Here is a 26,090-nt window from a genome sequence, read left to right as displayed (position 1 = left end):
TGCCTCTCCGGGGGCGCGGTTTGTCCCCCAGATAAGGCGCATTTGCCGCAATTGCAATCAGCGGCGTATGGCAAGCCGCGCGCAAAGCCAGCTAACCAGCATCAGGGCAAAGTCGACAGCCACCCAGGGCCGCAGCGCCTGCACGTCGGCCAGGTCAAAGGGGATCAGGTACAGCGCCAGCCCGTTCAGGCTGGTGGGAGAACCGAACAGCAGCAGCGCTGTGACATTGTTGAAGAAATGCACCGCCATCGCGGGCCCCAGCGTGCCGGCCCGCGCGGTCAGATCTGCCATCAGCACCCCGAACACCCCGGCCCAGGCAGTGATCAGCAGCGCGTTGCCGCCCGCCTCAGACGGCAGGTAGTGGCCCAGTGCAAACAGCGCCGAAGGCCCCAGCAGCCAGACCGCCGGATGCCGGAACCGCGCCGCCAGCGCCTGCTGGATGTAGCCGCGGAACAGGATTTCCTCCGATCCGGTCTGCACCAGCACCGCGGCTATCGACAGCGGCAGGATGCCCAGCCACATCCCCAGCGGCAGGTTCTGGGTCATCGGCGGCCCCATATCATAGGGCGGCAAGGCCATCAGCAGCAGGCTCAGGCCCAGCAAGAACAGGCTGACACGCCCGAACTGCCAGGCCAGCGGGCGCAGGTGCCCGGTCACGGTGGCAAAGCCGCGCTGGTGCAACAGCCGCGCCGCCATTGCCACACCCAGCGACAGAAAGGCAAAACTGCCCAGCAGCACCAGCATCGCGCCGGGGGTGCTGCCATCCGCCAGCCCCTGCAGCCAGTCGCCCGGAAACAGCCCGGCCAGCATCACCTGCAGCGCCGCGGTCAGGGCAAAGCTGACAAACGCCACCAGCACCAGCCCCAGCAGCAGCCGCCACAGCGCCGGCTGGATCCGGGCAAACCGCACCAGTGCCTCATGCGCCCTGTAGCTGTGCCTGTCGTGCATAAGTTCTCTCCGGCCCTCCGCGGGCGGCAATCCGGCCCACGTTAGGCATTGCTGCAACGCCAAGGCAAGGGATGCCCCGCAGCCGGCGGTTCAGGCTTGCCGCACCTTGGGCCTCTGCCTAATAAATTTACCAAAAAAGCAAAACCGGCAGGACCAGCAGTGATCAGAAAAACAAGCGGCAGACCCGCATCTTGCCCGCCCGCCGGCGGAAATGCGCTCAGCCGCGGCCGGGCGGCGGCGGTGGCTTTGCTGGCAGGCCTGGCGGTTGCGGGATGCAGCCCGGCTCCGCGGGAAATGGCCTTTGCCGCAGGCGGCGGCAAAACCCCGCGCTCAGGCACGCAGGTAATGTCCTTTGCCGCCGGAGATGTGCTGCTGGCGGCGCCCTCAGGGTACTGTTTCGACCGCCGCAGCAGCCAAAGGGACAAGGACGGCGGCTTTGGCCTTTTGGCCCATTGCAGCCGCATGGGCCGGCAGAACTGGTTCGGCGCTCGCAAATCGGCGGTGCTGACCGCCTCCATCGGTCCCGCCAATGAAGCTGCGGCCGCGCCGCAGGCCGGCGATATCGCCGCCATGTTCCCTGACGCCAAAGTGCTGGAAACCCGCGACGACCAGCTCTTGCCTCTGGTCAAGCTGGAGTTCCCCGGCGCCGTCGCCGAAAGCGCCAGCCCGGTGCACTGGCGCGGTGCCTTTGTGCTCGACCGCCACCTTGTGGCGCTGGCGCTTTACGCCCCTGCAGGCAGCCGCGCCCTGGACAGCCACGGCGCGGCGCTGCTGAACGAGATGACCCACCGCACGCTGGAGGCCTCCACCCTGCCGCCGCTAGAGACCGCTGTGCCTCCTCCGCGGCCCGCCCCCGCGGCGCTGACGGCAGATCTGCGCCCGCAGCCCCGACCGGTACATCTGCCGGCACAAGCAGCGGACGCGGCACCGGAACCGCGCAAAAAACGCAGGCTCCGCCAGCGGATTGCCGGTTTATTTCAATAGCCCCGCGCGGTTACACTGCCGCCAGCCCCCGAAACGGGGCAGGACGGGCAAGCAAGACCTGAAACCAGGCGAGAGAGAGCACGATGGGCAGGATCATGGACCGGTTGCTACACCTGCGCAGCCTGCGCCGCTGGCGCGCCGCGGCTGAGGAATCCTCACGCGCGCCGCTGTCCGAATTGCGCCGCCAGCGCAACCAGGCCCGCCAGCTGCGCACCCACCTGGACCGGCTGATCCACACTGCCGACGGCCGCCTGGCGCTGCCGCAGATCGGCTCCTCCTTCTTTCCGCGCCCGCACGGCACCGACTGGTCCTGGCGGCCGCAACTGTGGCGCGGCCCGCTGCCGGAACGCGGGCTGTCCTCGGTTCCCACCAAATCGCGGCTGGGCGATGAGGTGCAGCTGTTTCACGACTGTTCCTTCTCTGAGCTGACCCTGCGCCAGCTCAGAAACACGCGGGAAGAGGACCTGGCCCCCTTTGGCCTGCGCATGGACGTTTTCAGATTCGACGGCTCCTTCCTGTCGCTGGCGATCGACCTGCCGCCAGAGGCCGCCATCGGCATGAACCGCCAGCACCTGCTGCGGATCGACAGCATCATCGAATCCGAAAAGCCGATTGAGATTTTCGCCCGGCTCAACATCCAGCAAGGCCCCAACACCGAACAACTGGTGCGCGAGCTGCCGCAGGAGGACAAGAACATCGTGGTGGAATTCGACATGGCCTATTCCCGCCTCAACGAAAAGCGGATCGAAAAGATCTGGCTCGACCTGATTTTCGAGGCGCCCGATATGAACCAGGTGATCCTGCGCGACCTGACCTTCTCGCGCCACCGCCGCGCGGCGATCTGAGGAGCCAAGCCCGATGAATAACCTGACCATGAGCAACCTGACCCTGACCAAAATCCGCTTCCGCAACGGCATCTGGGAAGGCAAGATCAGCGGCGCCCCGGCCAGCGGTGCGCGGCCCGAAATCACCGTGATGTTTCAGGATCAGCCGGTCGGATCGGTGATCCTGACCGAGGGCCAGACAGAGGGCGACTGGCTGGTTGCCATCCCGGTCCCGGCAGAGGCGCTGGCCGACGGGGTGCAGACCTTCGTGATCTTCGACGCCGCCGGCAGTACCCGGCTGGGCGATTTCACCCTGATCGCCGGCGAGGCTGTGGCGGACGACCTGCGCGCCGAGGTGGAACTGCTGCGCGCCGAACTCGACATGCTGAAACGCGCCTTCCGCCGCCACTGCCTGGAAACCACCTGACACCCGCCGGACAGACCCGCCACCGGCCGGCCTGTTCCTATTGCCCCCAGACTATTCCAGCGCCTGGAAATGCTCTGCCAGCACCTGCATCAGCTTCGCATGCGGGATCGGGCCGTAACTGCAGCGCGCAACGCCCGCCTGCCGCGCGGTTTCCAGCGTGATGCCGCGCATCATCGTGTTGACCGGCAGGGAACAGCCCTCGCAGACCTGCGCGATCAGATCCGGGTCCGACAGCCCCGGCACAAAGAACCCGTTGCCGCCGGCCTCCGCGTAAGCCGCCGCGCGCTCCAGCGCCTCCGGCAGCAGGCTGCCATGTTTGGCGGCATCCTTTTCCTTCAAAAACAGATCGGTGCGCGCGTTCACGAACAGGTCCGCATGGGCCGCCCGCACCGCAGCCACCCGCCGCGTCTGCTCTTCGATGCTGTAAAAGCCGTCGCCGCCGACCACCTGATCCTCGAAATTCAGCCCCACAGCACCTGTCTCTGCCAGCCGCTGCACATTGGCCGTTAGCAGCTCCGGTGCGCGCGCATAGCCGCCCTCGAAATCAATCGTCACCGGCAGCTCTGTGGCCGCCGCGATGCGTTCGGCATTGCCCAGCACAAACTCCAGCGGCACCTGCTCGCCGTCCGGGAACCCCTGCGCCGCCGCCACCGGAAAACTGCCGGTCGCCAGGGCCTTCGCCCCAGCCCCGGCAACCGCCTTGGCGCTGCCCGCATCCCAGATGTTGTACAAAACCAACGGGTTGCCCGGCTGGTGCAGCGCCGCAAAAGCCGCTGCGCGGTCGGAATATGTCATGCTGAAATCCTCTGTCTGTAGGTTGTCTCAATCTCAATCAGCCGCTGCTTGCGCCATAAGCCCCCGCCATAGCCGGTCAGCGATCCATCCGCTGACAGCACCCGGTGGCAGGGCACCACCAAGGCCAGCTGATTGGAGCCGTTGGCGCGCGCCACCGCCCGGGTGGCAGAGGCGCGGCCCAGCTCCCGCGCGATCTGCGAATAGCTGCGCGTCTCCCCCGCCGGGATGGTCAGCAGATAGCGCCAGACCTCGCGCTCAAACGCTGTGCCGTGCAGCGCCAACGGGGTTAGAAAATGCGCGCCCTCGCCTGCAAAGAACCGGCGCAGCTCCTCTGCGATCTGCTCTGTCGGCGCCGGGCGTCCAAAACCCAAACCGCCGGGTTGCGCTTTCTGCAGCTTGGCCACCTCCCGCGGCAGCGCCTTGCGGTCGGCAAATTCCAGCAGATGCAGCTGGTGCTGGCAGCTGATTGCAATCATCGCCCCCAGCGGCGTGTCGATCCAGTCGGCCAGCAACAGCGCATCCTTGCGGAACGCCCCCGGCGCAATCCCGACCAGTTTAGCAAAGGCCGCGCGGAAGGCGCTGGCGCTTTCAAACCCAGCATCAATCTGCGCCGCAATCACCGGCTCGCCTGCTTTCAGCGCGGTGAACCCCTCGCGCAGGCGGCGCTGCCGTGCCATCTCCAGGAAGGTCATGCCGAAATGCCGCTTAAAGGCGCGCCGCACGGTGGAGGCATCCAAGCCCATCCGCACCAGATCCCCCTCGCCCCAGCGATAGGCAGGCCGGTCCTCCAGCCGCGCCAGAAGGTCCTGCACCATCGGGTCATCCCCGGCCGCCGCCGCCAAGGGCTTGCAGCGCTTGCAGGCCCGGAACCCCGCCTCGATGCAATCGCCGGGGGTGGCATGGAAGCGGCAGTTCTCATACTTGGGTTTGCGCGCCGGGCAGGTCAGCCGGCAGAAGATGCCGGTGGAAGTCACCCCGACATAGGCGCGCCCCTCATATGCGGCGTCGCGGTCTAGCAGGGCTTGGTACAGCGTGCGGGAATCAGGCAGGTCAAACATCATGGGCGAAGCATAGACCAGCCTGCCCCGCCAGTACGCCGAAGATCGGGCGTTTATTGTCACGAAGGCGCGAGAGTCCATCTCAAGTTGAATCCCTTCAGGCACTGGATTACATTTCCGCGATGAAATTTCTCGCCATTTCCGGCAGTTGCCGCGCCGGCTCAACAATACTGCCTTGCTGCATGCGGTTTCCCGGATTGCAGCACCTGCACATCAGGTTACGGTGTTTTCCGGTCTGTGCAGCCTTCCTGTTTTTTCGCCCGATTTTGACTGCGCCCCCCTTCCGGACGCAGTCAGGGATTTTGCTGCCAAGATACAGGACTGTGATGGCGTGATCATCTCAAGCCCCGAATATGTCAGATCTGTTCCTGGCGGTTTGAAAAACGCCATTGACTGGCTGGTGCCGCGCGATGAGCTTATCCAAAAGCCAATCGCGCTGCTTCACTCTTCTCACCGGGGCGACGACATGCTGGCGCAGCTCAGGCTTGTGCTTGAAACCGTCAGCGACCGGTTCACACAGGGTATCTTTGCCAGGTTTCCGCTCATGAAGCTCACTCCGGCTGAAGTGCATGACTACTTGTCTGAGGCCGGAAACACCGATGCCGTGATCGAATTCCTCCGCTTGTTCGCCCAGCATTGCGGGCGTCAGGACGCCGGCAGTCAGGATTGAGGTCCCCCGGCAATACCGGCCTTGCCCCCCCCCGTTGCGCACCCACCGTACGCCCCCTTCACGCAATTCTCACCCGGCTCTGCCATACTGCCAAGTGATCGCGATCCCCCGCCATGGCTCCGCGCATGGGCCATGATACGAGGCGCAGGCATCTATGGGCTGCCTGCGCAACACCCGGAGACCGGCCCTGATAAAAAGGGGGTCGTCCAAGCGAGCTTGTCCGAGCAGGCCCCCTGCGGGGTCTGTCCACCTCCATCCGGCGGCGCCGCCCCCTTAATTGGGCTTCAGCGCAGAACGGCACAGCACTCAAACCCCGCCAGCCCGGCGGCACCGCGAAAATGAAAAAGGCCGCCCAACCGGACGGCCCCTTTGTGCTGCGTGTCTGCTTCGGGCTTACTTCGGCCCCAGCGCCACCATCCCCTTGAGGATGTCGATGGCATAGGCCAGCTGGTAATCCTGCTCGCGCAGCTCCGCGGCTTTCTCCGCCTTTTCGCGTTCTTCCTCGATCTGGCGGATTTCATCCTCGGACAGGCTGTCGTTGTTCAGGCTGCCGCGCAGGTCGGCTTCCGAACGCGAGCGGCGGGAGGGCGAGTCATCCTCTTCCTCAGCCGCGGCAGTCCGGCGGGGCTGCGCCACCACGATGTCGGGCGACACGCCCAGCGCCTGGATCGACCGGCCCGACGGCGTGTAATAGCGCGCAGTGGTCAGGCGCATCGCACCCTCGCCCTTCAGCGGCATCACGGTCTGGACCGAACCCTTGCCGAACGACTTGGTGCCCACCACGATGGCGCGGCGGTGGTCCTGCAGCGCGCCCGCGACGATTTCCGAGGCTGAGGCCGAACCGCCGTTGATCAGCACCACAATCGGCTTGCCGTCCGCCAGATCGCCCGGGGTGGCATTGAACCGCTCGCCGTCTTCCGGGTCGCGGCCGCGGGTCGAGACGATCTCACCCGACTCCAGGAAGCTATCGGCGACCTTGATCGCCTGGGTCAGCAGCCCGCCGGGGTTGTTGCGCAGGTCCAGCACGATGCCGTTGACGTTTTCCATCCCGCCGGCTTCCTCGATCTGCTCCTTCAGGTTTTCCTCAAGGTTCGGCGTGGTCTGGTCGTTAAAGGTGGTGATCCGCATCACCACGGTATCGCCCTCGGTGCGGGCCCGCACCGCAGTCAGCTTGATGGTGTCGCGGATGATCGAGACGTCAAACGGCTCCGCCTCGCCCTCGCGCACCACTGTAATCACGATCTCAGAGCCGACCGGCCCGCGCATCAGCTCCACCGCGTCGTCCAGCGACAGGCCCAGCACGCTTTCGCCATCCACATGGGTGATGAAATCGCCGGCTTCCATCCCGGCCTCATCCGCCGGGGTGCCGTCGATCGGGGAGACAACCTTGACGAAACCCTCTTCCTGGGTGACCTCGATCCCCAGCCCGCCGAATTCGCCGCGGGTCTGCACCCGCATGTTGGCCGCATCATCCGGCGACAGATAGCTGGAATGCGGATCCAGGGACGCCAGCATGCCGCCGATGGCCGCCTCGATCAGTTCCTTCTCGTCTACTTCCTCGACATACTGCGCGCGGATGCGCTCGAAGATATCGCCGAACAGGTCCAGCTGCTCATAGACGTTTGCCTCGCGCGCGCCTTCCTGCGCCAGCAAGGGGCCTGCGACATAGGTTGTTGCAACGATCCCTGCCAGCGTGCCGCCAATGGCGGCCATCGCAAATTTTTTCATCAAGCCTTCATCCACCTTTTCCAGTGCGGAACCATGTTTCCGGGTCCACCGGGCTGTTGTCCATTCTCACTTCTATATAGAGCGTTTCTGTCCGGTCAGTTCCACCCCCTTCACCGCTTGTTGACAGAATTGCGTCCGGTTTCGGATTTTCCCCGCTCATCAATCCGACAGGGGTGCCTTCGGGGATCACCTGACCCGCCTCGCCGAACACCTCGGCCAGCCCCGACAGCACAAACAGCGTGTCCGGCTGCGGTTCCAGAATCACCACATTGCCCAGATCCAAGAGCGGCCCGCGGTAGCGGATGGTGGCGGCAGCAGGCGCCGTGACCAGCGCCCGCGGACGGGCGGCGATCAGCAGGCCGGGACGGGCAATGCCCGCGGCATCGCGCTCGCCGTAGCCGCGCAGCACCAGCCCGTCAACGGGCAGCGGCAGGCTGCCGCGCAGGGCGCTGATGTCCGCCTCGCTGGCGGCAATCCCGCCGTCGGCAATCTCGGCCAATCCATCAGCAAAGCCCGACAGCGTCTCGGTCGAGGAGATCAGGATGGCGGTGCGCACCGGATCCTCGGTGAAACGTTTCGGCAGGGTGGTGCGGTCGGCAATGGCGGTGGACAGCTGAACCCGCGCACTCTGGACGCCAGCCAGCCCCTCCTCCAGCGTCTTCGCGGCGTTCTGCTGCAGCAGGCGCAGGCCCTGCACCTCGTCCAGATCCGCCTTCAGGGACTGCGCCTTGGCCTGCAGCGCCGGTGTCACCTCCGCCAGCATCATCGCCGAGCGCGCCGCGCCCAAAGGCCCGGAAGGGTGCACCATCAAAACCGGCGGCGGCGAGGTCTCAATCGTCTGAATGATGCCCAGAAGGCCCGACACTTCCTCTTGCCGCGCCGCCAGCTGCGCGCTCAGCCGCCCCTCGCGCCGCGCTACCCGGCGCAAGCCGTCGCGCATGGCAGCAAGGCCTGCCTCATAGGCCTGCACGGTGGAGGTCAGCGCCTTCACCCGGTCGCGGGAACTGGCGGCCTCCTGCAGCTGCACCGAGGCCGCTTCCAGCTGTCCAGCCGCCTCGCGCGCGGCCCCGGCCGGGTCCGCCGCCTGCAGCGGCGCAGCCAGCACGGCCAGCAGCATCAGGACCGCGCACCGGATCATGACAGCAGGCTCTCCCCGGTCATCTCAGCCGGTTTCTCCAGCCCCATCAGCTCCAGAATGGTCGGTGCCAGATCGGCCAGGCGGCCATCGCGCAACTGCGCGCCGTCCGGCCCGCCGACCAGCGCCACCGGCACCAGGTTCAGCGTATGGGCGGTATGGGCGCCGCCGGTTTCCGGGTCCACCATCACCTCGCAGTTGCCGTGGTCGGCGGTGACAATCATCGCGCCGCCCGCCTTCTCCAGCGCCGCGACCACCTCGGCCAGCCCCTGGTCCACCGCTTCGCAGGCGCGGATTGCGGCCTTAAGATCGCCGGTATGGCCGACCATGTCCGGGTTGGCGTAATTGGTCACAATCAGGTCATAGCCCGCTCCGATCGCTTCAACGAATTTCGCGGTTACCTCCGGCGCCGACATCTCCGGCTGCAAATCATACGTCGCCACGTTGGGCGACTTCGGCATGAACCGGTCCTCGCCCTCCTCCGGCTCTTCCTTACCGCCGTTGAGGAAAAAGGTCACATGCGGGTACTTCTCAGTCTCGGCCAGGCGGAACTGGGTCTTGCCCTGCTTAGCAACCCAGGCCCCCAGCGTGTTGACGATCGCCGCCTTGGGATAGGCGGTGGTCATGTAACCGTTGTGGGCATCGGAATATTCCACCATGCCCAAGAGGCCCGCCAGTTCCGGGCGCTCGCCCGCGTCGAACTCCGCAAAGCCCGGCTCGCCGATGGCGCGCAGGATCTCGCGCGCCCGGTCGGCACGGAAGTTGAGGCAGAAGAACCCGTCGCCGTCCTTCACCCCCTCATAGCCTTCCAGCACGGTGGCGGCGATGAATTCATCCGTCTCCGACTGGTTATAGGCATGGTCCACCGCGGCATGGGCGTTCAGCCCGGGCCGCCCCTTGGCATGGATCATCGCGTCATAGGCTTCGCTGACCCGGCCCCAGCGGTTGTCCCGGTCCATAGCGAAATAGCGCCCGGTGACGGTAGCGATGCGCACGCCTTCGGGCAGCCGCTCCTCCAGACGGCGGAAGTGGCGGAAGGCCGATTTCGGCGCCACGTCGCGGCCGTCGGTAATTGCATGCAGCCAGACCGGCACGCCGGCCTCGTGGATCGCTTTCACCGCCGCCAGGATGTGATTGATATGCCCGTGCACGCCGCCGTCAGAGACCAGCCCCATCAGATGCGCCGCGCCGCCGCTTTCCTTCAGCTGCGCGATAAACGCCTGCAGCGCTTCGTTTTCAAAGAAACTGCCATCCTCAATCGCCAGGTCGATCTGGCCCAGATCCATCGCCACCACCCGGCCCGCGCCGATGTTGGTGTGCCCGACCTCAGAGTTGCCCATCTGCCCGGTCGGCAGCCCCACATCCGGGCCGTGGGTGATCAGCCGGGCGGCCGGCCCCTTGGCCATGATCGCGTCAAAAGTTGGGGTGTCCGCCAGATAGGGGGCGTTTGCCTTGCCAGGCTCGCCGCTGCCCCAACCGTCAAGAATGCACAGGACAACGGGTTTGGGTGCGGTCATGGATCAGCTCCGGGGCAAGGAAAGGTTCGCAAGCCTTCTAGCGCCTTGCCGCGCCGGGGTGAACCGGCATTCCTGCCGCAGTTGGCGTTATCGCGGCGCTTCGCCCGGCCACCCCGCTTTCATCTTTCCTCAAATACTCAAATCCCCGGCCCGCCCTCCGCGCCGCCGCCGGGGTTCAGCGGCGTCAAGAGATGCCGGCCTTGCGCCAGCCGCTCCCGCACCCGGCGGGAGATGTCGCGGCATTCCGCATGGGCCCGCCACCGGGTTCTCATCCGCAATCGCAAAGGCGCCCTACCGCCGAAAGGGCATTTCAATGCCTGCGCGGCGGGCGGGAGGGCTTCGCTTCAGGCTCAGCATGGCCCCGCTGCGGGATGCGCAAGATCCGGGTCGATTGCTGCCGGCCGGTTCAGGCAGTGTGCTGTCAGCAAAGGAGAAACCCGATGACCAAGATCACCGCCCTGCCCACAGATATTGTCCGCGCCCTGCAAAATGGCGGCCCGGACGCCTATGGCCAAGTGCCGGAGCGCACGGTATCTGACGGCGGCGGCAACCCCTGCCGCCACTGCCTGAAATACATCCCCGAAGGTGCGGATATGCTGGTCCTGGCCCATCGTCCGTTTCCCGGGGCGCAGCCCTATGCCGAGACCGGGCCGGTTTTCCTGTGCGCCGATCATTGCGGACGGCACGAGGGGGAAGACGTGCCGGAGATGCTGACGGGCTCCCCCGATTACCTGATCAAGGGCTACAGCGCCGGTCACCGGATCGTCTATGGCACTGGCATCGTGATCCCGCAGGCAGAGATGATGGCGCAGGCCGAAGCGATTTTTGCGGATGAGCGGGTCGCGTACATCCACATCCGGTCATCGCGCAACAACTGCTATCAGGCGCGGATCGACCGGGGTGAAATCAGAGACCCCGGTCTTGCTTTGAAAACAAAAACCACAAGGGCGCCGGTGGAACAGATCGTGCTGACACCGGCGGCGGAGGGCCATGGCCTGGACCTGACGCCATGAAGTGTTCAGCATGCGGATGCTCCCCGGAGATCCAATCAATCTCCAAGCCCTGACGCTGAACCAGCCGCAGTCCCTCCTCCATGCTGATTTCCGGGCCGGCGAAAATAGGTTGGATCGACCCCGCATCAGGCCCGCATTTTCCCCAAACTGCCAGCCTGCTGGTGCCGCTGGAGGGAGAGCGGCAAAGGTTCCCCCGTCTGGTCTGCAAAACGTTAACCGAGTGCAGCCTGCAAAACTTCATGGCAAAAAAGCGGAACTCTCTATCTCGCGGACAGTTGTTTAGTCAGACATCTCAGAGAGGCCCGCCATGACTAGTCAAAAAACCGTACCGCCCACCACAACGGACTCTGGCATCCGCGTTGAAAGCGATGAGCATTCGCTGACCGTGGGTCCGGATGGCCCGATTGTCCTGCACGACCACTACCTGCTTGAGCAGATGGCAAATTTCAACCGTGAACGCATCCCTGAACGCCAACCCCACGCCAAGGGCGGCGGCGCATTCGGGCGGTTCGAAACCACGGCGGATGTCTCGCGCTATACCAAGGCCGCAATCTTTCAGCCTGGCGGATCCTGCGAGGCAGTTGTCCGCTTCTCCACCGTGGCCGGAGAGCGCGGCAGCCCCGACACCTGGCGTGACCCGCGCGGGTTTTCAGTGAAGATGTACACCGAAGACGGCAATTTCGACATGGTCGGGAACAACACCCCCGTCTTCTTCATCCGGGACCCGCTGAAGTTCCAGCATTTCATCCGAAGCCAGAAGCGGCGCGCCGATAACGACCTGCGCGATCACGATATGCAGTGGGACTTCTGGACACTCTCACCCGAAAGCGCGCATCAGGTCGCCTATCTGATGGGCGACCGGGGCATCCCGAAGAGCTGGCGCGAGATGAACGGCTATTCGAGCCACACCTATTCTCTTGTGAACACCGAGGGCGAACGCTTCTGGGTCAAGTTCCACTGGCACACCGATCAGGGCGACGGCAACGCCCATCTTACCCAGAGCGAGGCCGACAAGCTGGCCGGCACCGATGGGGATTACCACCGGCGCGACCTGTTCAACGCTATTGCAGATGGCGACTGCCCAAGCTGGACACTGAAATGGCAGGTGATGCCTTTTGAGGAAGCCAAGACCTACCGCATCAATCCGTTCGACCTGACGAAGGTCTGGCCGCATGCCGACTACCCTCTGATGGAGGTGGGCAAGCTGGTGCTGGACCAAAACCCCACCGATTTCCACACCCAGATCGAACAGGCCGCTTTTGAACCCAACAACATGGTGCCGGGGATCGGCCTGTCGCCTGACAAGATGCTGCTGGCGCGCGGCTTTGCCTATGCCGATGCCCATCGCGCCCGGCTGGGGGTGAATTACAAGCAGATCCCGGTGAACAGCGCCAAATGCCCGGTCTACAGCTACTCCAAGGACGGTGCGGCACGGGCCGAGGCTGTAACGGACCCGGTCTATGCGCCCAACTCCTACGGCGGGCCGGCGGCGCAGCCTGACACCCGCGGCGAGGCGGGCGTGTGGCACACGGATGGCGACATGGTGCGCCAGGCCTATACGCTGCGCGAAGACGACGACGATTGGAGCCAGGCCCGCGCGCTGGTGCGCGGCGTGATGGACGATGCCGCCCGTGAGAGGCTGGTGTCGAACGTGGTCGGCCACCTGTGCGACGGGGTCAGCGAGGCGGTTCTGCTGCGCGCTTTCGACTACTGGCGCAATATCGACAAGGAAACCGGCAAGCGGATTGAGGAGGGCGTGCGCAAAAAGCTGGGCGGTGCCTCGAAGGCGCAGGGCCTTGCGTCCGCACGCAGCATCTCCGGCCAAGAGGACGGCGGCTGACGGGTACTGTTCGGGCAATGTGACATCTGTCAGTCCGTCACCACGCTCCACTCAGCCAGTTCTTCGGCGGTCAGGATATAGATCTCATCGGCCGGCGTCGCCATCGCCGGCCCCATGATCCGCAGGTCAATGCCCATGGCGGCCAGATGCTCCAGCACACGGGCCTGGCCGCGCTGGATATCCTCGACCGCCAGGAACGCGGGCAGGATGGTGGATTCCCCGAACCGGTGCTGATGCACGCCGAGGCGCGCAGTCGCCGCAACCTGCCGGCCGGTTCCGCCCGCAAAGATGTAAGGACAGGCAGACAGGCAGACCGCATCGTCTGCCAGGCGCGTCTCTGCGCCGCCCCCGCGGACCGCCCGGCCAATCTCAAGTGCATCCTCAACACTGCCGCCGGAACTATCGAGAAGGACAATTTCAGGGTTTACCCGCTGCAGTTCCGCGACGATCCGCCCGCCATCTCCGGGCGAAACCGCCCCCCGCAGCAGCAGGGCCGGCCGGCCGTCCAGCGTAGTCTCTTCTGCCAGCAGGCGGCGCGGCATGTCACGGTCGATGCCGGGGCCGGGATTGGCGGGCCGGCCCGGCCGGTAATGCCGGGTCTGGTCGCCCGGCCGGGTAGGCTGATCCAGCTCCGGCGCCGATACCGGCGACAGCAGCCGCGGCAGCGCCGGGCCGAGGTCAAGCGCCACCAGCATCGCCGCCAGGCCGATCTGGCAGCCCAGCAGCCAGCGGAACGGCGCCCCCGGCCCGGGCCGGAAAATGCCCCTGCCCCGGCTCAATCGACCGCTCTGGGCCCGGGACGCGGCCCGGCGGCGCCAGGCGTGCCGCTCCCATCCTCAGCCTTGCCGGCAGCCTCCTTATCCTCTGGTTCCAAGGCCGTTCCGAGGGCCGCGGGCTCAACCTCGCGCAGCGCCAGCACTGCGGCGCGCAGCTCCGCCACAGTCATCGAATCTTCTGCCTGTGCCGGTTCCCGCCCGGCGCGGATGGCGCCCTGCGCCACCGCAACAATCAGGACCAGCACCGCCGGCAGCAAGTCGATGGCGATGGCACCGGCCCAGGAGGGGGCGAAATTCCCCGCATAACGGATCACCGCGTCAGCCTTGGAAACCGGGGTATAGACGACCTCGGCAGCGGGCTCCATCGCCAGAACCTCGGCCGCTGCGGCGCGCAGCGTCTCGGCCCGCTGCGCCAGCACCTGCAGCAGCGAGGTGATGGTTGCCTGCTGGGCAGCCTGGCCGCCCGCATCGCCTGCGTCCAGCCGTGGCAGAACCACCGATTCCGCCAGATCCCTCGCCGCACGGTCCACCAGCGGCGCCACCGACAGCTGCCGCAGCTCTGCGATGATGCCGGCCAAGCGCACCGATTCTTCTGAAAACTCAACACCGCGGGCGGCCACCGGGCCCGGCGCAACTGTCAGCGCCCGCATCCGGCTGAGGATCGCATTGCCTTCGGCAAAGGCTGCGGCCACCGGCGCCTCCTGCTCAGCTATCAGCTTCTCAAGTGCCGCCAGCTCATCGGATTTCTGCATCAGCACCCGGAAGACGGCGCCGCGCCCGGCCAGGCCGGACAGGCCGCCGCCTGCCTCCTGCTGCGACAGGTCCTCAAACCCCTGCCGTGCCCTGCCGACGTCCAGCCGCAGGGCCTGGCCTTGCAGCGCGAAGGCATTGGCGCGTTCCAAAGAGGTCTGGTATTCCTGCACCGTACGCGCCAGATGCTGCTCCACCGCCGCCGACCCCGCCAGCGCGGCCGCGTTGAGCCAGGACGACATCGCAACAATCGCCGCCGATCCCAGCACCATCGACAGGCACAGCCACATCCGCGCCGCAGCTGTCTGCATCGCCGGAAGCAGCCGCAACAGATAGGACCAGAACACATAGATCCCGGTCGACACCGCGGCACTGTAAGACACGGCGGCAAACAGCGACAGCACGCCATCGTCATCCAGCAGGCCGCGCACGCCGAGATAGGTGTATATGCCAGAGGCCACCGCAAGCACGCCCAGCGCTGCCGGGGTGAAGCTGTCCAGCCATTGCAGATGCCCTTCGACTTCGCGTGCGTAGCGAAGGCCCTTGATTTCACGTTTCATATCGGCTCCTCCCCTCAGAACATGACCCCTGCGGCTGGTAAAACAAGGCAGCAGCAGGCAAATCTCCGCCAGCCGTTGCAGAGGCTGCCTATGGAACTGCAGCCATTCCGGCCGGAATGCTGCCGGCGCGCTGACCCTGATCCTGGGTTTCGCTGCCCGCCGGCTGCCGGGTGATGTCATCGCTTCCCTGCAGATCGCGGGGAACCAGTCCGCCAGGATCGGCGGCCGGATCGTCTGCAACGCCTAGCTTTTCACGTGGAACAGATCAATTTCGCTTATGTCCAGCGCCGCGGCTGGGACGGCGCCCGCCTCATCGTGCCGGTAGAGGCGTTCATCGCTACCCCGTTTGAGACCTGGATGATGAAAGAGCCAATGATGCCAAGGTCCGGGGGGCCGGATGGCCGGGCAGGATGTTTTCCGAAAGGATGTCTGGTTCGCCCTGCCCTGTTCCGCCCCGAACACCTCCTGACATACCGCCCGTAAGGCCCGGAACAAGCTCATCCCGGCCGGCAACCGGATCGCCACGGAACGGAACGAGGGCGTTTTCCCCGTGGTCCCGGCCGGCGAGGCGGCCCGATCCCCTCCCCGTTCAACCTGCCGGGCGCGCGAGCCCGGCATGCTCCCGCGCGGCAGCCAGGTCGCTGCGCAACAGCCCGCGCAGACGGGTCTGGGCGGCAGCGTCCGGCGTGCGCAGGATATGCGCCGGATGCAAAGTCAGCAGAACCGGCATCCCCTGGCGGCCGGTCTCCACCGTGCCGCGCCGTGCCATCAGCGTGTCGCCGCTGCCGGTCAGGGCCAGCGCCGCCGTCGTCCCCATCGCCACAATCAGCCGTGGCTGCACCAGCTTAACTTCGGCATCGAGCCACCACTGGCACCGCTGCACCTCGCCCGCGTTCGGGCGCTGATGCAGGCGGCGGCGCCCCTGCGGGCGGAACTTGAAGTGCTTCACCGCGTTGGTCAGATAAACCGCACCGCGCTCCACCCCGGCTTCGGCCGCAATCTCTTTCAGCAGCTGCCCGGCGGGGCCGGCAAAGGGCCGTCCGGTCAGATCCTCGCGGTCGCCCGGCTGCTCCCCCACCAGCATCAGCGCCGCATCCTGCGGACCTTCTCCCGGCACCGCCTGGGTGGCCGCGCCATGCAGCGGGCAGCGGGTGCAGCCCGCCAGCGCCGCCGCCAGCCCGTCCTGCGGTCCCTGCCAATGCGCATTGGCCGCCTGCTCTGCCGCGGCCTGCACCCGCGCCGTGCGGGCGGGCGGCAGCGTCGGCGCCGCCTCCGCCATTGCCCTCGCCCGGGCCGGCGCGGTGGCGATCAGCTCCGGGATCGCTGCCGCCTCGGGCATGTTGCGCCAGTATTTCTTCGGCATCTCCGACTGCATCGCCTTCACCTTCAGCCGCGCCGGGTTGAAGATGTTGCGGAAATACGTCAGCCACAGCCCCTCGCTGGCATCCTCCGGCATGCCGGGCTTGGGCGCGCCCGGCTCAAACCGCAGCACGCCGTCCTCGAACACAGCGCAGACCTCCGGCGTCAGGATGCGCCAGTCCATGTCCCCGAACCGGCGGGCAAAGAACGGCGCCGTGGGTTCGACCGTGCGGTGCTCCGGCTCGAACCAGGCAGCAAAGCTGCGCCGTGCCGCCTCCGGGCTGCCGGTTTCGCGGAACCGGACAAAGGCCTTCATCTTATGCTGGCAGCGATGCACCGCCTTCTCCATCCGCCGCAGATGCGCCAGCTGCGCATCGCCCCGGTCGCTCATCAGCTGCGGCGTGTCCTTCAGCCGCCACAGGAACGCATAAAGCCGGTCAAACCGCGCCGGGTCCGAATGCCAGGAGACACTTTCCGCCAGGCTGACAAAGCTGCGCGGCACCGCCACTTGCCGCGCCGGTGCGGGCGGCGCTGCGGCAATGTCGAACAGCCCCGCCTCAGCTTGCGCGCCGCAGTGCCAGCGCAGCTCCTCCGGCGGCACCCCGGCGCTCAGATAGCCGCGCGCGGCCTCCCGCCAGGCGGCCGCGGTGCCGATGGGCGGCAGGCTCACCACCTGCATCAGAACAGGCTCAGCTGCTGGGGCGGCGGCGCAAAGCGCGCCCGCAGATCCGCGGTGTCTGCCAGCGCCCCCGGCGTCCAGCCAACCGCGGTGATAAACGGCCGCGCCTTCTTCAACAGCGCCCCCATCCGCTGCAGGTCTTCATACCGCAGGCTGCGGTGCCGCCGGGTGCTGAGGATCCGCTTCACGGTCCTGACCCCGAACCCCGGCACCCGCAGCAGCTCTTCGCGGCTGGCGCGGTTCACATCCAGCGGAAACAGCCCCCGGTGCGCCAGCGCCCAGGCCAGCTTGGGGTCGATCTCCAGATCCAGATTGCCGTCCGGCGCGGCGCTGGTGATCTCCTCCAGGCCGAACCCGTAAAACCGCAGCAGCCAGTCCGCCTGATAGAGCCGGTGCTCCCGCACCAAGGGCGGGCTGACCAGCGGCAGCCGGGCCGAGGCATCGGGAATCGGCGAAAAGGCCGAGTAATAGACCCGCCGCAGCCCGTAACTGCCATAAAGCCGGGTGGACTGCCCAAGGATCACCGCATCGCTGGAGCCATCGGCCCCTACAATCACCTGCGTCGACTGCCCGGCAGGCGCAAACCGGGGCGGCCGCTTGCCGGTATGGCTGCGCTCCTTAGCGGCCTCGCCGCGCAGCCGCACATCGGCCATCGCCTTGCGGATCTGTTCCGGCTTTTTCTCCGGCGCGTGCTGGCGCACCGAGGCATCGGTCGGCAGCTCCACATTGATCGACAGCCGGTCGGCCAGCCGCCCGGCCTCCGCAATCAGCTCCGGCGCCGCGTCGGGGATCGTCTTCAGGTGGATATAGCCGCGGAAATTCTCCTCCTCCCGCAGCTTGCGGGCGATCTGCACCATGTCCGACATCGTTGCATCGGGCGACCGGATGATGCCGGAGGACAGGAACAGACCCTCGATAAAATTGCGCCGGTAGAACTCCACCGTCAGCTTCACCACCTCATCCGGAGTGAACCGCGCCCGCGGCACGTTCGACGACACCCGGTTGATGCAATAGGCGCAATCGTAGATGCAGAAATTCGTCATCAGGATCTTCAGCAGGCTGATGCAGCGCCCGTCCGGCGCATACGCATGGCAGATCCCCGCGCCGGTGTTCGACCCCAGCCCCTTGCCATCGCGCGAGTCACGCCGGGTGGAGCCTGACGACGCGCAGGAGGCGTCGTATTTAGCGGCATCGCTTAGAATCGCTAACTTATCTTGAATACTCATTCCAGCCATTTGTTCACTTTATGTTCCCACCCCGCAACAGGCAAGCCTGCCCCCATCGGCTTGGGCGAAAAACCACCGGGAACCCGGAGCGGGGTGCCAACGTTGAGATGTTATGGGGTTTGCTCTTCTTGGCATATGCGGGCTGATATCAGTTTGCGGCGACTTCCTCCTGACAACAGTGGGGATTACCGGCCGCCGCCTGCCGTCGCGGCGGGTTGCCCGGGCTGCCTGGCAGATACTGAAACGGGTTTTGCGGCATGTTCCGGGCGGTCGCATCCTGATCGGCCCGCTGGTGATGTCGTCGATTGCAGGTTTCTGGATAGCCGGCACCGCGCTGTCGTGGCTGCTGATATTTCAAGCCTCCGACACTTCAGTTCTGGTCACGGACACCCGCAGTTCTGGTCACGGACACCCGCAGTTCTGGTCACGGACACCCGCCAGCCAGCCGGATGGGTGATGGATCTTGGTTTTATCGGTGAAGCACTGTCCACATTGGGCGCAGGCAACAGCAGCCCGGGGTCGACAGGCTGGGAGCTGGCGACTGTGCTTGTCGCCGTGAATGGAATGATCGTGATGACGCTGTCGGTGAGCTTTGTTCTGAACACAACACAAACCGTCAAGACCGGACGCGCGTTCCTCGCCCATGCCGCAGCCTGCCAGGATTTTGAAAGCAGCCGCGCCTGGGATTTGCACGCGCTTGCCGATCTCGTGGCAGGTTTGATCAGCGTTCCCCACGCGCTCTACTACTCTACCCCCGATCCTGACTACCGCCTGCCTGAAGGCTTGGCACAGTTCTCGGCAAACTGGCTGGATCGCGAAGGGAACCTGCGCGGCCTGAGGACCATTCTCCGCGGGCTGCCGAATTTCGAGCCGCCCGATGACGCCGGCGACCGGGCCTTCCTGGCCCGGCTTGAGGAGTGGTCGCGGCAGTTCTCTTTCTGAGCAGCCGCAAGGCAGTCAGGCGGCCGCCACGGGAAGAAACGGCGGAACAGCATTTTACCGCACCGCAAATTAGAGCCGAAAAATGGGAGCCGAGAAAGCCATGCTGAAAAAAGCCCTGCACCGGACCGCCCTTGGTGCCGAACGTTTGCTGGACCGGCTGCAGCCGCGCCGCAATCATGAAAGCGGCACCTTGGTTATCGATCCGTATATCGGATACGCCACCCCGGAGCACCTGATCCTACGGGGCCGCGTCCTGGCCGGGGCGCGCAGCAGAGCTGCGGTCAGCGGGCAAAGCGTGCTGCGGAACTTTATGCAAATGACCTCACTCTTTTTGACGGATGAGGTTGCCGGGGTCACGGTAAGCCACGGCGGCACCACAGCCATCACCGACGAGGAAGGCTATTTCCAGCTACCGCTCCCGGCTGGCCGGGCACCGGGCTGGCATGAAATTGAGGTGTCGGTTGCAGACGGCGGCACCCCAGCAGCCTGTCCGGTGTTCGTGCCCCGGCCGGATGCCAGGTTTATGGTGACTCTCCGATATCGATGACACCGTGCTGCATACCTCCGCCTATTCTCTGCTCCGTAACCTATGGACAACTTTCAGCGGCAACGCGCTGACGCGGCGCATCTACCCGGACTCCGCCGCCTTGCTGCAGCGGCTGTCTGAGCAGGGGCGGAATCCGGTCTATTACGTCAGTTCATCCCCCTGGAATATGCACGCCTTTCTGGCCCAGGTCTTCAATCAGGCGGAGCTTGTGCGCGGCCCGATGTTTCTGCGGGACCTCGGCCTGAGCGAGACCCAGTTTATCTCTGCAGGCCACGGCAGCCACAAAGGTCAAAGCATCGACATTCTGCTGAAGGCGCATCCTGAATTGACCGCAATTCTTATCGGCGACACCGGGCAGGAGGACGCCTCGGTTTACTGCGCTGCGGTGCGCCGTCACCCAAGGCGTATAGCCGCAGTGCTGCTTCGGATTTCCGAAGACGGTCTAAGTACGAGCGACGAGCGCGGGCTCGCCGAGTTGAAGGACACTGGGGTGATGGTGTTTGCCGGGCCGAGCTTTCAAAGCGCCATTTTGAAAATGGAGCGGGAAGTATTCTAAGGCGCTTCGGCCGCTCTCCCTGGGCTTTCCCCTGTTAACCGCAGCATTGATTTTGGCTTAAGCCGAAAATAATCGGGTGCGTCCCGCACTGCAGGCGGGTTTGCGGAAGCGGCTGCCGGCATACGAAAACCCGCTGTAGAGCTGATCACCAAACGGGACATCTTTGCTGGCAGAAGGCATCACAAATCAGCTATCGGGATTTGTGTCTTCTACCGCTTCGTCCTGCCCCAGAAACAGTCCGATCGTCTTCAAGCCGTCGATCTCGTCGCACGCAATCTTGATGACCGTAAGAATCGGCAATGCGACAATCATCCCCATGACCGACCAGATCCAGGCAAAGAAGGCGATGCTGAGGAAAACAACGGTCGTGTTCAATTTCATATGGCGCGAGATCAGCGCCGGGGTCACCAGCTGAGCTTCAACAGACGTCAAGGCCATGTATGTCAGTCCGACACCCAGCGCCGACCAGAGACCTTCGAGAGATACGAATGCCAGCACGGCTACGATCGCGGTCCCCAGGATTGCGCCCACGAACGGGACGAAATTGAATGCGAAAGCCATCACACCGACCATCAGTACATTAGGCAGCCCCCAGAGAGCCATCGCCGCAGCGACGCTGAGGCCGAGACCGGCGTTTATCGCCGTGATCCCCCCTAAGTACCGGCCCAGACGGTCCTCAATATCATGCACAACACTGACGGCGCGGCGCTTGTCTTTGAACCCGCCGAGGCTTTGGAGCGTCTTGCGGATGAACATATCCCCGGAAGAGATCAGGAAAAAGAGCAGCAGGATGGCAAAAGCAATCTGGCCGAGCAACGACGGCGCCAGACCTGCGATCACGGTTGCGAAGCCGGTCTTTGACACGACCTCCACCTCTACCGTCTCGCCTTCTCTGGGGTTCAGGATTTCGCCGGCGGCATCTGCCGCATCGTTGACGGCCTGAAAGGCGCCTCCTTTTGTAGAGAGTTTTTCGTCTATTTGTTTCACTATGGCCGGCAGATCCGCGATGAATTCCGAGACAGGCTGGCTCAGTGTCACAATCGCAAAGCCAACTGCGGAAATCAGGAAAAGTGTGAACATAGCTGCGCTCACAACAGGTGGAATGCCGATCCGGCTTAGCCAGCGCCGCGGGCGGTTCAGCACAAAGTATCCAAGCACAGCGCCTGTCACCGGGATCAGAAAATCACTGGCCCAAACAAGTGTTTGTATGAGAAGCAGAAAGAATATCCCGAAGCCAGCCAGCTTGATACCGCGGAGAATTCCCGCGCGGTGATCCTGATCAGAGTCTGTTTGGGTTTTGAATTCAGACATTTACTTCTCGCTCCCGCCGCTGATTGCCACAACTGCACCCATCGGAAAGTGATCGGATCCCACTGCGCGTTTGCGCTCGAAGGAAATGAGATCCACCCCTTCGGTCAGATACAGTTGGTCAATCGGAAATCTGAGGATCGGATGTTCCGCGTCAAAGCTCGGCAGCATGCCACGGCCGACGCGCGGATCACGGTAGTTGCCGTGGTGTTTGAAGCGCTTCGCCGTCCAAGACCAAGCGACATCATTGAAGTCGCCCATGCTGATAACCGGGAGAGCAGAGTTTTTTGTCAATGTCGCCGCACGCCTGATCTGCGCATCCCGTTCTTCGGTGTCGTTGCCCGGAACCGGGGGACGAGGGTGCATGCCGATGAAATTAAACCCCCGGCCATCCGGTGCTTTGAGTTCAGCCAGAAGTGTTGGCGTGTTGTCGTCTGTGAGAAAAACGGTTTCGGCAGATTTCGCTTCGAGATTTGTCGCGAAAATCAATCCGTAGTGATTGTCCAATGGATGGGTGAGCACAGTGTCAAAACCTGACAGTGTGTGCTCCAGCCCTTCGACCCATTTTGAATCCGTCTCCATAAGGAACAGCACGTCGGGATCTTCTTCTTCTATCAGCGCGGCTAGCTGGTCATGCTCTTTGTTTTCCATCAGCACGTTGGCCGACAAGATTGAAATTTCCGCCCCGCCAGAGAAGTTCCCCAGTTCGATTTCGACCTGAGCCAAGGGCGTGAACGGAAAGATCATCCGCGCCTGGTAGAGCGCGCTGGCCGCAAGGATGAGAAGAAGGATCAGCGATCCCGATCGCCAGGTTAAGAATGCAAGCACTGCAAGCGCAACTGCAACGACCAGTATATGAAGCCGCGGGAAGTCCCACATCCGGATCCACCATTGATGCGTGTTAAAGAGCGGCAGAACCGTGACTGCGAGGACAAGGAGACTCAGCAGCCAGATCACGGTCTTCATTAATACAAGAAGCACATCCACGCCCTCCATCATGTTGCTTTTCGTTGGCGGCTCTCCAGCGCGCGCCGAAAAATTGTGACGGTTCGGTTCTTGGACTTGAAGAACTTGTCAAAAACGTCCCCCACCACCGGAGCCGCGCCGGCATTAGCGTCCAGACCGATGCTCATGGCCATGCGGGCCATTGCCCGCTTGCCCGCGCTCAACCGATATCCTTTATAGAGCAGATAGCTTGCCGGCAACAAAGTCACCGCATCGCCAATTCTTGGGATCAGCCCCGCAACTGTGTCCCGACCAAACGGGAGCTGTGTGCCCGGCAGAGGGAACTTGCTGTCCAGAAGTGTGGAGGTCCGGTCAAGATGGTCGGGTTCATACAGCATATCCCGGCTGTTTCCCGGCGATGATGTACACGTCATGAACGGTGCCCGGGATGAAGCCGAGGAGGGTGAGAAGGATAATCAGCCAAAATGACCTCCCAGACCCACATTGAAGAACACACCGAGTGGCGGTTTAATCACCGTCAGGATGATGCGAGCAAGGTCCATTGGCCTCTATCTCACTCCTCTGGACTGGAAGAAGCCGCCGCGCGGCATGTGCACTGGTTAGGATTGACTTGCCTCGCCCAGCTTGTCCGCCTTAACGGCATCACGTTGCCCCATGGGCTGGTCTTCGCCGACAGTCGTGTCATGGCGGGTTTGCGCCTCGATCTCGGCATTCAACTCCGCCCCCATCAAAATGATGAAGGCCGAAATCCAGAACCACATCAGCAGCACGACAACACCCGCGAGCGCACCGAAGCTTTCGTTGTAGGAGCCGAAGTGGCCCACATAGAACGCAAACCCGGCAGAGCCGATGATCCAGAGCAGGCAGGCAGCAACCGCGCCTGGCGATACCCACTGGAACTCGGGCGCATCACGGGACGGCCCGTAGCGGTAGAGAACGGCCAGTCCAAACAGCGTGAACAACAGAAGTATTGCCCAGACGACAATTGTGCCAAGCATTTCGGCAATCACCCCGGCCTGGAGATAGGCGACCACGGAGGGGACAACCAGCGTTGCACCAAGACCGATCAGAAGGCCCGCGATGAGGAAGACGGTCAGCAGCAGCGTCGTCGCGGTCTTGGCAAAAAATCCACGGCTTTCCTTCTCGTCATAGGCCACATTCATTCCCTCAATCAGGCTCTTCATGCCTTTGGAGGCCGAATAGATCGCGATCAGGATACCCGCTGCTGCGGCCAGGCCCAGTCCGCCTTCGCGTGATCCGGCAACCTCAGTGGCTTGTTTGGTGACGATGGTCATGACCTCGTCGGGCACGATGCCGGCAAAGGCCGATAGCTGATCGATAATCTGGCTGGGCTCCACCAACAGCCCGCCGATTGCCAGAACCGCGGTGATCGCGGGGAACAGGGCGAGCAGTCCATAGAATGCCACACCAGCCGCGATCAGGCCGACATGATCCTCCGCGATCTCGTCTTTCAGGCGCAGGGCGATGTCTTTCCAGCCGGTCTTTGGAATTTCATGGGGTGCTGAAGCGTTGCGGCCGCGTGTCATGTCTGTCTCCGCTGGAATGGACAGTGCGAGAGGCCGGCATTAACGCCGCCCCCAGTTGGCTCAGGGCTTGGACTTACCCGGATCATTTTCATTGGCTTTCGCCGTACCGGCCCCAGCGTCACTGTTGCCGGTTGCCTTGTCTCCACCGGCAACGGTTCCGGCGGCTGTTTTTTGGCCGAAACGCCCCGGTTGGACCCGACGCGCTTTTCCTCCGGAATAACTTTACTTTGTCTTTGGCGGCTGCAGCGTCTGCCCTTATGCGCTCTTCCCGGAGCCCCCGCCCGGGCTGCCGCATCAGATCACCGCTTCTCGGCAGCCACCTGCTACCGTCGGCTTGGGCGTCTCCGCAGGTGCCCCAACACCGGATTTCTTTGCCTTTCGGAGCCATCAAGGTTCTCCTCCAACACAAATCAAAAAACTCTGAACGGCCGGGACTGCAATTCGAAACCTATCAGGTGGAAATGCTATGCATTGAGCACCCTTCGGATCGGCTGGCTCTTTCATGAGTACCTAACTCCCGGCTGCCTGTTTTGGTTCCTGAGAGTTTTCGCAGAGGCCGGCACAACCGCCGCTCCGCCTAATGAGATGAGCACGGAGCAGAGGTAAGCGTTGCATCTGACCCCCAATTTGAGGTCTGTCCTCTACTCTGCCTTCTCTCTATATTGGCGCGTAGCGCCAATATAGAGTTCAAAATCCACAACTTCACGGCGCGCACCAGTCCTTCCTGCTTATTGTAGTGAAAGTCCGGCTTGGTGGCGTCCGAGAAACCTGTACCGCAGCGGGCATTGCTTTTTGACACGTCAGGCGGTTTCCGGAAGGTCGCCGCTTGCGCGAATGATCAGCCCCACCTGAGTGGTCCAGTTTGATTGTTAGTGCATGACCGGCCTTTGGTCCATTGGGACGACAGTTTCCGGCGCAGGTGGGCGATAGCCCAGAGCACTATGCGGTCGTTTGGCGTTGTAGTGTTTCCTCCATTGTTGGATCAGGATTTGTGCCTCACGCAGGCTGTAGAAGACCTCTCCGTTTAGAAACTCATCCCGGAACCTTGCCTTGAAGCTTTCACAGTATCCGTTTTCCCAGGGGCTTCCTGGCTGGATGTAAGCCGTCTTGGCCCCGACAGCCGCGATCCAATCCCGAACAGCCTGAGCAATAAACTCCGGGCCATTGTCAGACCGGATGTATGCAGGCACGCCGCGTAGGATGTCCGCTTGGGGCTGCCTGGCGTCGTCTGGCAGAAGCGTCTTGGTGAAGTTTTGCTGCAACCCTGCCGCTGCATCGCCGCAAGTCGGCAGTGAGCCCATTCCGGAAATAGCAAACTCTTGCTGCACGCGCTCGCAGCATACCGATCCGCTGCACCGCCGAATGTCACCCGCTACATGGCAGAGTAGAATGCTGCCATTCCTGCGCGTCGCAGAAAATCTAAAACCCCGAGTTCAAACACCCGGGACACCGCTGTCCCCTCCACAGAGGACCCGGAGATGCTGGCCAGGCTTCCTCCGGTGCCGGAGGATCGATGATCGGCTTCCAAGCCGCGGGAGGCGCTCACAACCTGTGAACGCTATGCGCTTTTCAAGAAGCTGGTTTTGCGGGACTATGACGTGCGGTGCCTTGACTCAGCCAGAACCAAAAGCCCTCCGGCAATCGCCCAGTTCTTGACGAAAATGGAAATCTGCCAGTCGTTATCCGGCTGCAGGTGGAACACGCTTGTGACCATGCAATACACCGCAAGTGAGATGGCCACCCATCTGATCGCGAAACCGGCCAGCAGAGCCAGCCCGGCAAGCGCGTTGTACAGCATCGCCGGCCAGACCAGCCACTGCGGCCAACCAAGTTTTGCCAGCAGTCCCATTGCCGTCTCAGGGCTGATCCATTTCTGCCCCGCGCCTGCCAGAAACAGCAGTGCCAGCAAGACCCGCCCTGCAATCAGCAGCAAGG

Annotated in this window: 24 protein-coding genes and 3 pseudogenes; 9 read left to right on the top strand and 18 right to left on the bottom strand. The window is 63.8% G+C overall.

Going from position 1 to position 26,090, the window contains the following annotated elements; genetic code table 11:
• Nucleotides 1–57: 57 nt before the first annotated feature.
• Nucleotides 58–948 carry a CPBP family intramembrane glutamic endopeptidase gene (locus AC5STB_RS07735; protein ID WP_495442372.1) on the bottom strand — a complete coding sequence of 297 codons (891 nt, stop codon included), beginning with the start codon at nt 946–948 and terminating at the stop codon, nt 58–60.
• Between the two features lie 294 nt (nt 949–1,242).
• On the opposite strand from AC5STB_RS07735, the gene AC5STB_RS07730 reads away from it, so the two are divergent.
• From AC5STB_RS07730 to AC5STB_RS07720, 3 genes are all read left to right on the top strand, one after another.
• Nucleotides 1,243–1,932, top strand: coding sequence for a hypothetical protein (locus AC5STB_RS07730; protein ID WP_495442371.1), 690 nt, complete (start codon nt 1,243–1,245; stop codon nt 1,930–1,932).
• Between the two features lie 83 nt (nt 1,933–2,015).
• Nucleotides 2,016–2,777 carry a DUF6478 family protein gene (locus AC5STB_RS07725; protein WP_495442370.1) on the top strand — a complete coding sequence of 254 codons (762 nt, stop codon included), beginning with the start codon at nt 2,016–2,018 and terminating at the stop codon, nt 2,775–2,777.
• A gap of 28 nt (nt 2,778–2,805) precedes the next feature.
• Nucleotides 2,806–3,183, top strand: coding sequence for a hypothetical protein (locus tag AC5STB_RS07720; RefSeq protein ID WP_495444577.1), 378 nt, complete (start codon nt 2,806–2,808; stop codon nt 3,181–3,183).
• 51 nt (nt 3,184–3,234) lie between these two features.
• Here the strand turns inward: AC5STB_RS07720 and AC5STB_RS07715 are convergent, their stop codons facing one another.
• Nucleotides 3,235–3,978 (bottom strand): isocitrate lyase/PEP mutase family protein, encoded by a 744-nt coding sequence (locus tag AC5STB_RS07715; RefSeq protein WP_495442369.1) that lies wholly within the window; start codon nt 3,976–3,978, stop codon nt 3,235–3,237.
• On the bottom strand, nt 3,975–5,039 hold the full coding sequence (locus AC5STB_RS07710; RefSeq protein ID WP_495442368.1) for a bifunctional transcriptional activator/DNA repair enzyme AdaA: 1,065 nt from the start codon (nt 5,037–5,039) through the stop codon (nt 3,975–3,977). The genes AC5STB_RS07715 and AC5STB_RS07710 overlap by 4 nt, the downstream gene beginning before the upstream one ends.
• Nucleotides 5,040–5,184: 145 nt before the next feature.
• On the opposite strand from AC5STB_RS07710, the gene AC5STB_RS07705 reads away from it, so the two are divergent.
• Nucleotides 5,185–5,706, top strand: coding sequence for an NADPH-dependent FMN reductase (locus AC5STB_RS07705; protein WP_495442367.1), 522 nt, complete (start codon nt 5,185–5,187; stop codon nt 5,704–5,706).
• 393 nt (nt 5,707–6,099) lie between these two features.
• On the opposite strand, the gene AC5STB_RS07700 is transcribed toward AC5STB_RS07705, so the two are convergent.
• From AC5STB_RS07700 to AC5STB_RS07685, 4 genes are all read right to left on the bottom strand, one after another.
• Nucleotides 6,100–7,434 (bottom strand): S41 family peptidase, encoded by a 1,335-nt coding sequence (locus tag AC5STB_RS07700; protein ID WP_495442366.1) that lies wholly within the window; start codon nt 7,432–7,434, stop codon nt 6,100–6,102.
• Nucleotides 7,435–7,441: 7 nt separating this feature from the next.
• A complete protein-coding gene (locus AC5STB_RS07695) occupies nt 7,442–8,572 on the bottom strand; it encodes a murein hydrolase activator EnvC family protein (protein WP_495442365.1) in 1,131 nt (376 codons plus the stop codon).
• A complete protein-coding gene (gene gpmI, locus AC5STB_RS07690; protein ID WP_495442364.1) occupies nt 8,569–10,086 on the bottom strand; it encodes a 2,3-bisphosphoglycerate-independent phosphoglycerate mutase in 1,518 nt (505 codons plus the stop codon). The genes AC5STB_RS07695 and gpmI overlap by 4 nt, the downstream gene beginning before the upstream one ends.
• Nucleotides 10,087–10,223: 137 nt before the next feature.
• On the bottom strand, nt 10,224–10,358 hold the full coding sequence (locus tag AC5STB_RS07685) for a hypothetical protein (RefSeq protein ID WP_495442363.1): 135 nt from the start codon (nt 10,356–10,358) through the stop codon (nt 10,224–10,226).
• Nucleotides 10,359–10,526: 168 nt separating this feature from the next.
• Here AC5STB_RS07685 and AC5STB_RS07680 point away from each other — a divergent pair.
• Nucleotides 10,527–10,985: pseudogene (locus AC5STB_RS07680) on the top strand (DUF1203 domain-containing protein); the annotation flags it as partial.
• Nucleotides 10,986–11,406: 421 nt separating this feature from the next.
• A complete protein-coding gene (locus AC5STB_RS07675) occupies nt 11,407–12,939 on the top strand; it encodes a catalase (protein ID WP_495442362.1) in 1,533 nt (510 codons plus the stop codon).
• 29 nt (nt 12,940–12,968) lie between these two features.
• Here AC5STB_RS07675 and AC5STB_RS07670 read toward each other — a convergent pair whose 3' ends face one another.
• The 4 genes from AC5STB_RS07670 to AC5STB_RS07655 form a co-directional block, all read right to left on the bottom strand.
• On the bottom strand, nt 12,969–13,718 hold the full coding sequence (locus AC5STB_RS07670) for a COG3904 family protein (protein WP_495442361.1): 750 nt from the start codon (nt 13,716–13,718) through the stop codon (nt 12,969–12,971).
• Nucleotides 13,715–15,025 carry a hypothetical protein gene (locus AC5STB_RS07665; RefSeq protein ID WP_495442360.1) on the bottom strand — a complete coding sequence of 437 codons (1,311 nt, stop codon included), beginning with the start codon at nt 15,023–15,025 and terminating at the stop codon, nt 13,715–13,717. Before AC5STB_RS07665 ends, AC5STB_RS07670 begins: the two co-directional genes overlap by 4 nt.
• A gap of 589 nt (nt 15,026–15,614) precedes the next feature.
• Nucleotides 15,615–17,063 (bottom strand): UdgX family uracil-DNA binding protein, encoded by a 1,449-nt coding sequence (locus AC5STB_RS07660; protein ID WP_495442359.1) that lies wholly within the window; start codon nt 17,061–17,063, stop codon nt 15,615–15,617.
• The gene (locus tag AC5STB_RS07655) at nt 17,063–18,289 is read right to left on the bottom strand and encodes a putative DNA modification/repair radical SAM protein (RefSeq protein WP_495442358.1); all 1,227 of its coding nucleotides are present in this window, start codon (nt 18,287–18,289) and stop codon (nt 17,063–17,065) included. The genes AC5STB_RS07660 and AC5STB_RS07655 overlap by 1 nt, the downstream gene beginning before the upstream one ends.
• Before the next feature lie 339 nt (nt 18,290–18,628).
• On the opposite strand from AC5STB_RS07655, the gene AC5STB_RS07650 reads away from it, so the two are divergent.
• From AC5STB_RS07650 to AC5STB_RS07640, 3 genes are all read left to right on the top strand, one after another.
• On the top strand, nt 18,629–19,231 hold the full coding sequence (locus tag AC5STB_RS07650) for a hypothetical protein (protein WP_495442357.1): 603 nt from the start codon (nt 18,629–18,631) through the stop codon (nt 19,229–19,231).
• A gap of 100 nt (nt 19,232–19,331) precedes the next feature.
• Complete coding sequence (locus AC5STB_RS07645) at nt 19,332–19,778, top strand: peptidase associated/transthyretin-like domain-containing protein (RefSeq protein WP_495442356.1); 447 nt, start codon at nt 19,332–19,334, stop codon at nt 19,776–19,778.
• A 4-nt stretch (nt 19,779–19,782) separates the two neighbouring features.
• On the top strand, nt 19,783–20,334 hold the full coding sequence (locus AC5STB_RS07640) for a phosphatase domain-containing protein (protein WP_495442355.1): 552 nt from the start codon (nt 19,783–19,785) through the stop codon (nt 20,332–20,334).
• Nucleotides 20,335–20,520: 186 nt separating this feature from the next.
• On the opposite strand, the gene AC5STB_RS07635 is transcribed toward AC5STB_RS07640, so the two are convergent.
• The 7 genes and pseudogenes from AC5STB_RS07635 to AC5STB_RS07605 all read right to left on the bottom strand — a co-directional run bounded on the left by AC5STB_RS07635 (nt 20,521) and on the right by AC5STB_RS07605 (nt 26,088).
• On the bottom strand, nt 20,521–21,645 hold the full coding sequence (locus AC5STB_RS07635) for an AI-2E family transporter (RefSeq protein ID WP_495442354.1): 1,125 nt from the start codon (nt 21,643–21,645) through the stop codon (nt 20,521–20,523).
• Nucleotides 21,646–22,641, bottom strand: coding sequence for an endonuclease/exonuclease/phosphatase family protein (locus tag AC5STB_RS07630; protein ID WP_495442353.1), 996 nt, complete (start codon nt 22,639–22,641; stop codon nt 21,646–21,648). It abuts the gene before it with no gap.
• Nucleotides 22,638–22,985, bottom strand: a complete 348-nt coding sequence (locus tag AC5STB_RS07625; protein WP_495442352.1) for a DUF4112 domain-containing protein — start codon at nt 22,983–22,985, stop codon at nt 22,638–22,640. Before AC5STB_RS07625 ends, AC5STB_RS07630 begins: the two co-directional genes overlap by 4 nt.
• A 31-nt stretch (nt 22,986–23,016) precedes the next feature.
• Nucleotides 23,017–23,150 (bottom strand): annotated as a pseudogene (locus AC5STB_RS07620) (YqaE/Pmp3 family membrane protein); the annotation flags it as partial.
• Between the two features lie 57 nt (nt 23,151–23,207).
• Nucleotides 23,208–24,155, bottom strand: coding sequence for a YihY/virulence factor BrkB family protein (locus AC5STB_RS07615; protein ID WP_495442351.1), 948 nt, complete (start codon nt 24,153–24,155; stop codon nt 23,208–23,210).
• A gap of 869 nt (nt 24,156–25,024) precedes the next feature.
• Nucleotides 25,025–25,357: pseudogene (locus AC5STB_RS07610) on the bottom strand (integrase core domain-containing protein); the annotation flags it as partial.
• A 389-nt stretch (nt 25,358–25,746) separates the two neighbouring features.
• Nucleotides 25,747–26,088, bottom strand: a complete 342-nt coding sequence (locus AC5STB_RS07605; RefSeq protein WP_495442350.1) for a DoxX family membrane protein — start codon at nt 26,086–26,088, stop codon at nt 25,747–25,749.
• Nucleotides 26,089–26,090: the final 2 nt, after the last annotated feature.

It is taken from the genome of Leisingera sp. CC-HEC093 (genome assembly GCF_059429195.1).
The sequence above is the reverse complement of the archived record's forward strand: the minus strand, read 5'-3'. Positions and strand labels throughout refer to the sequence as shown.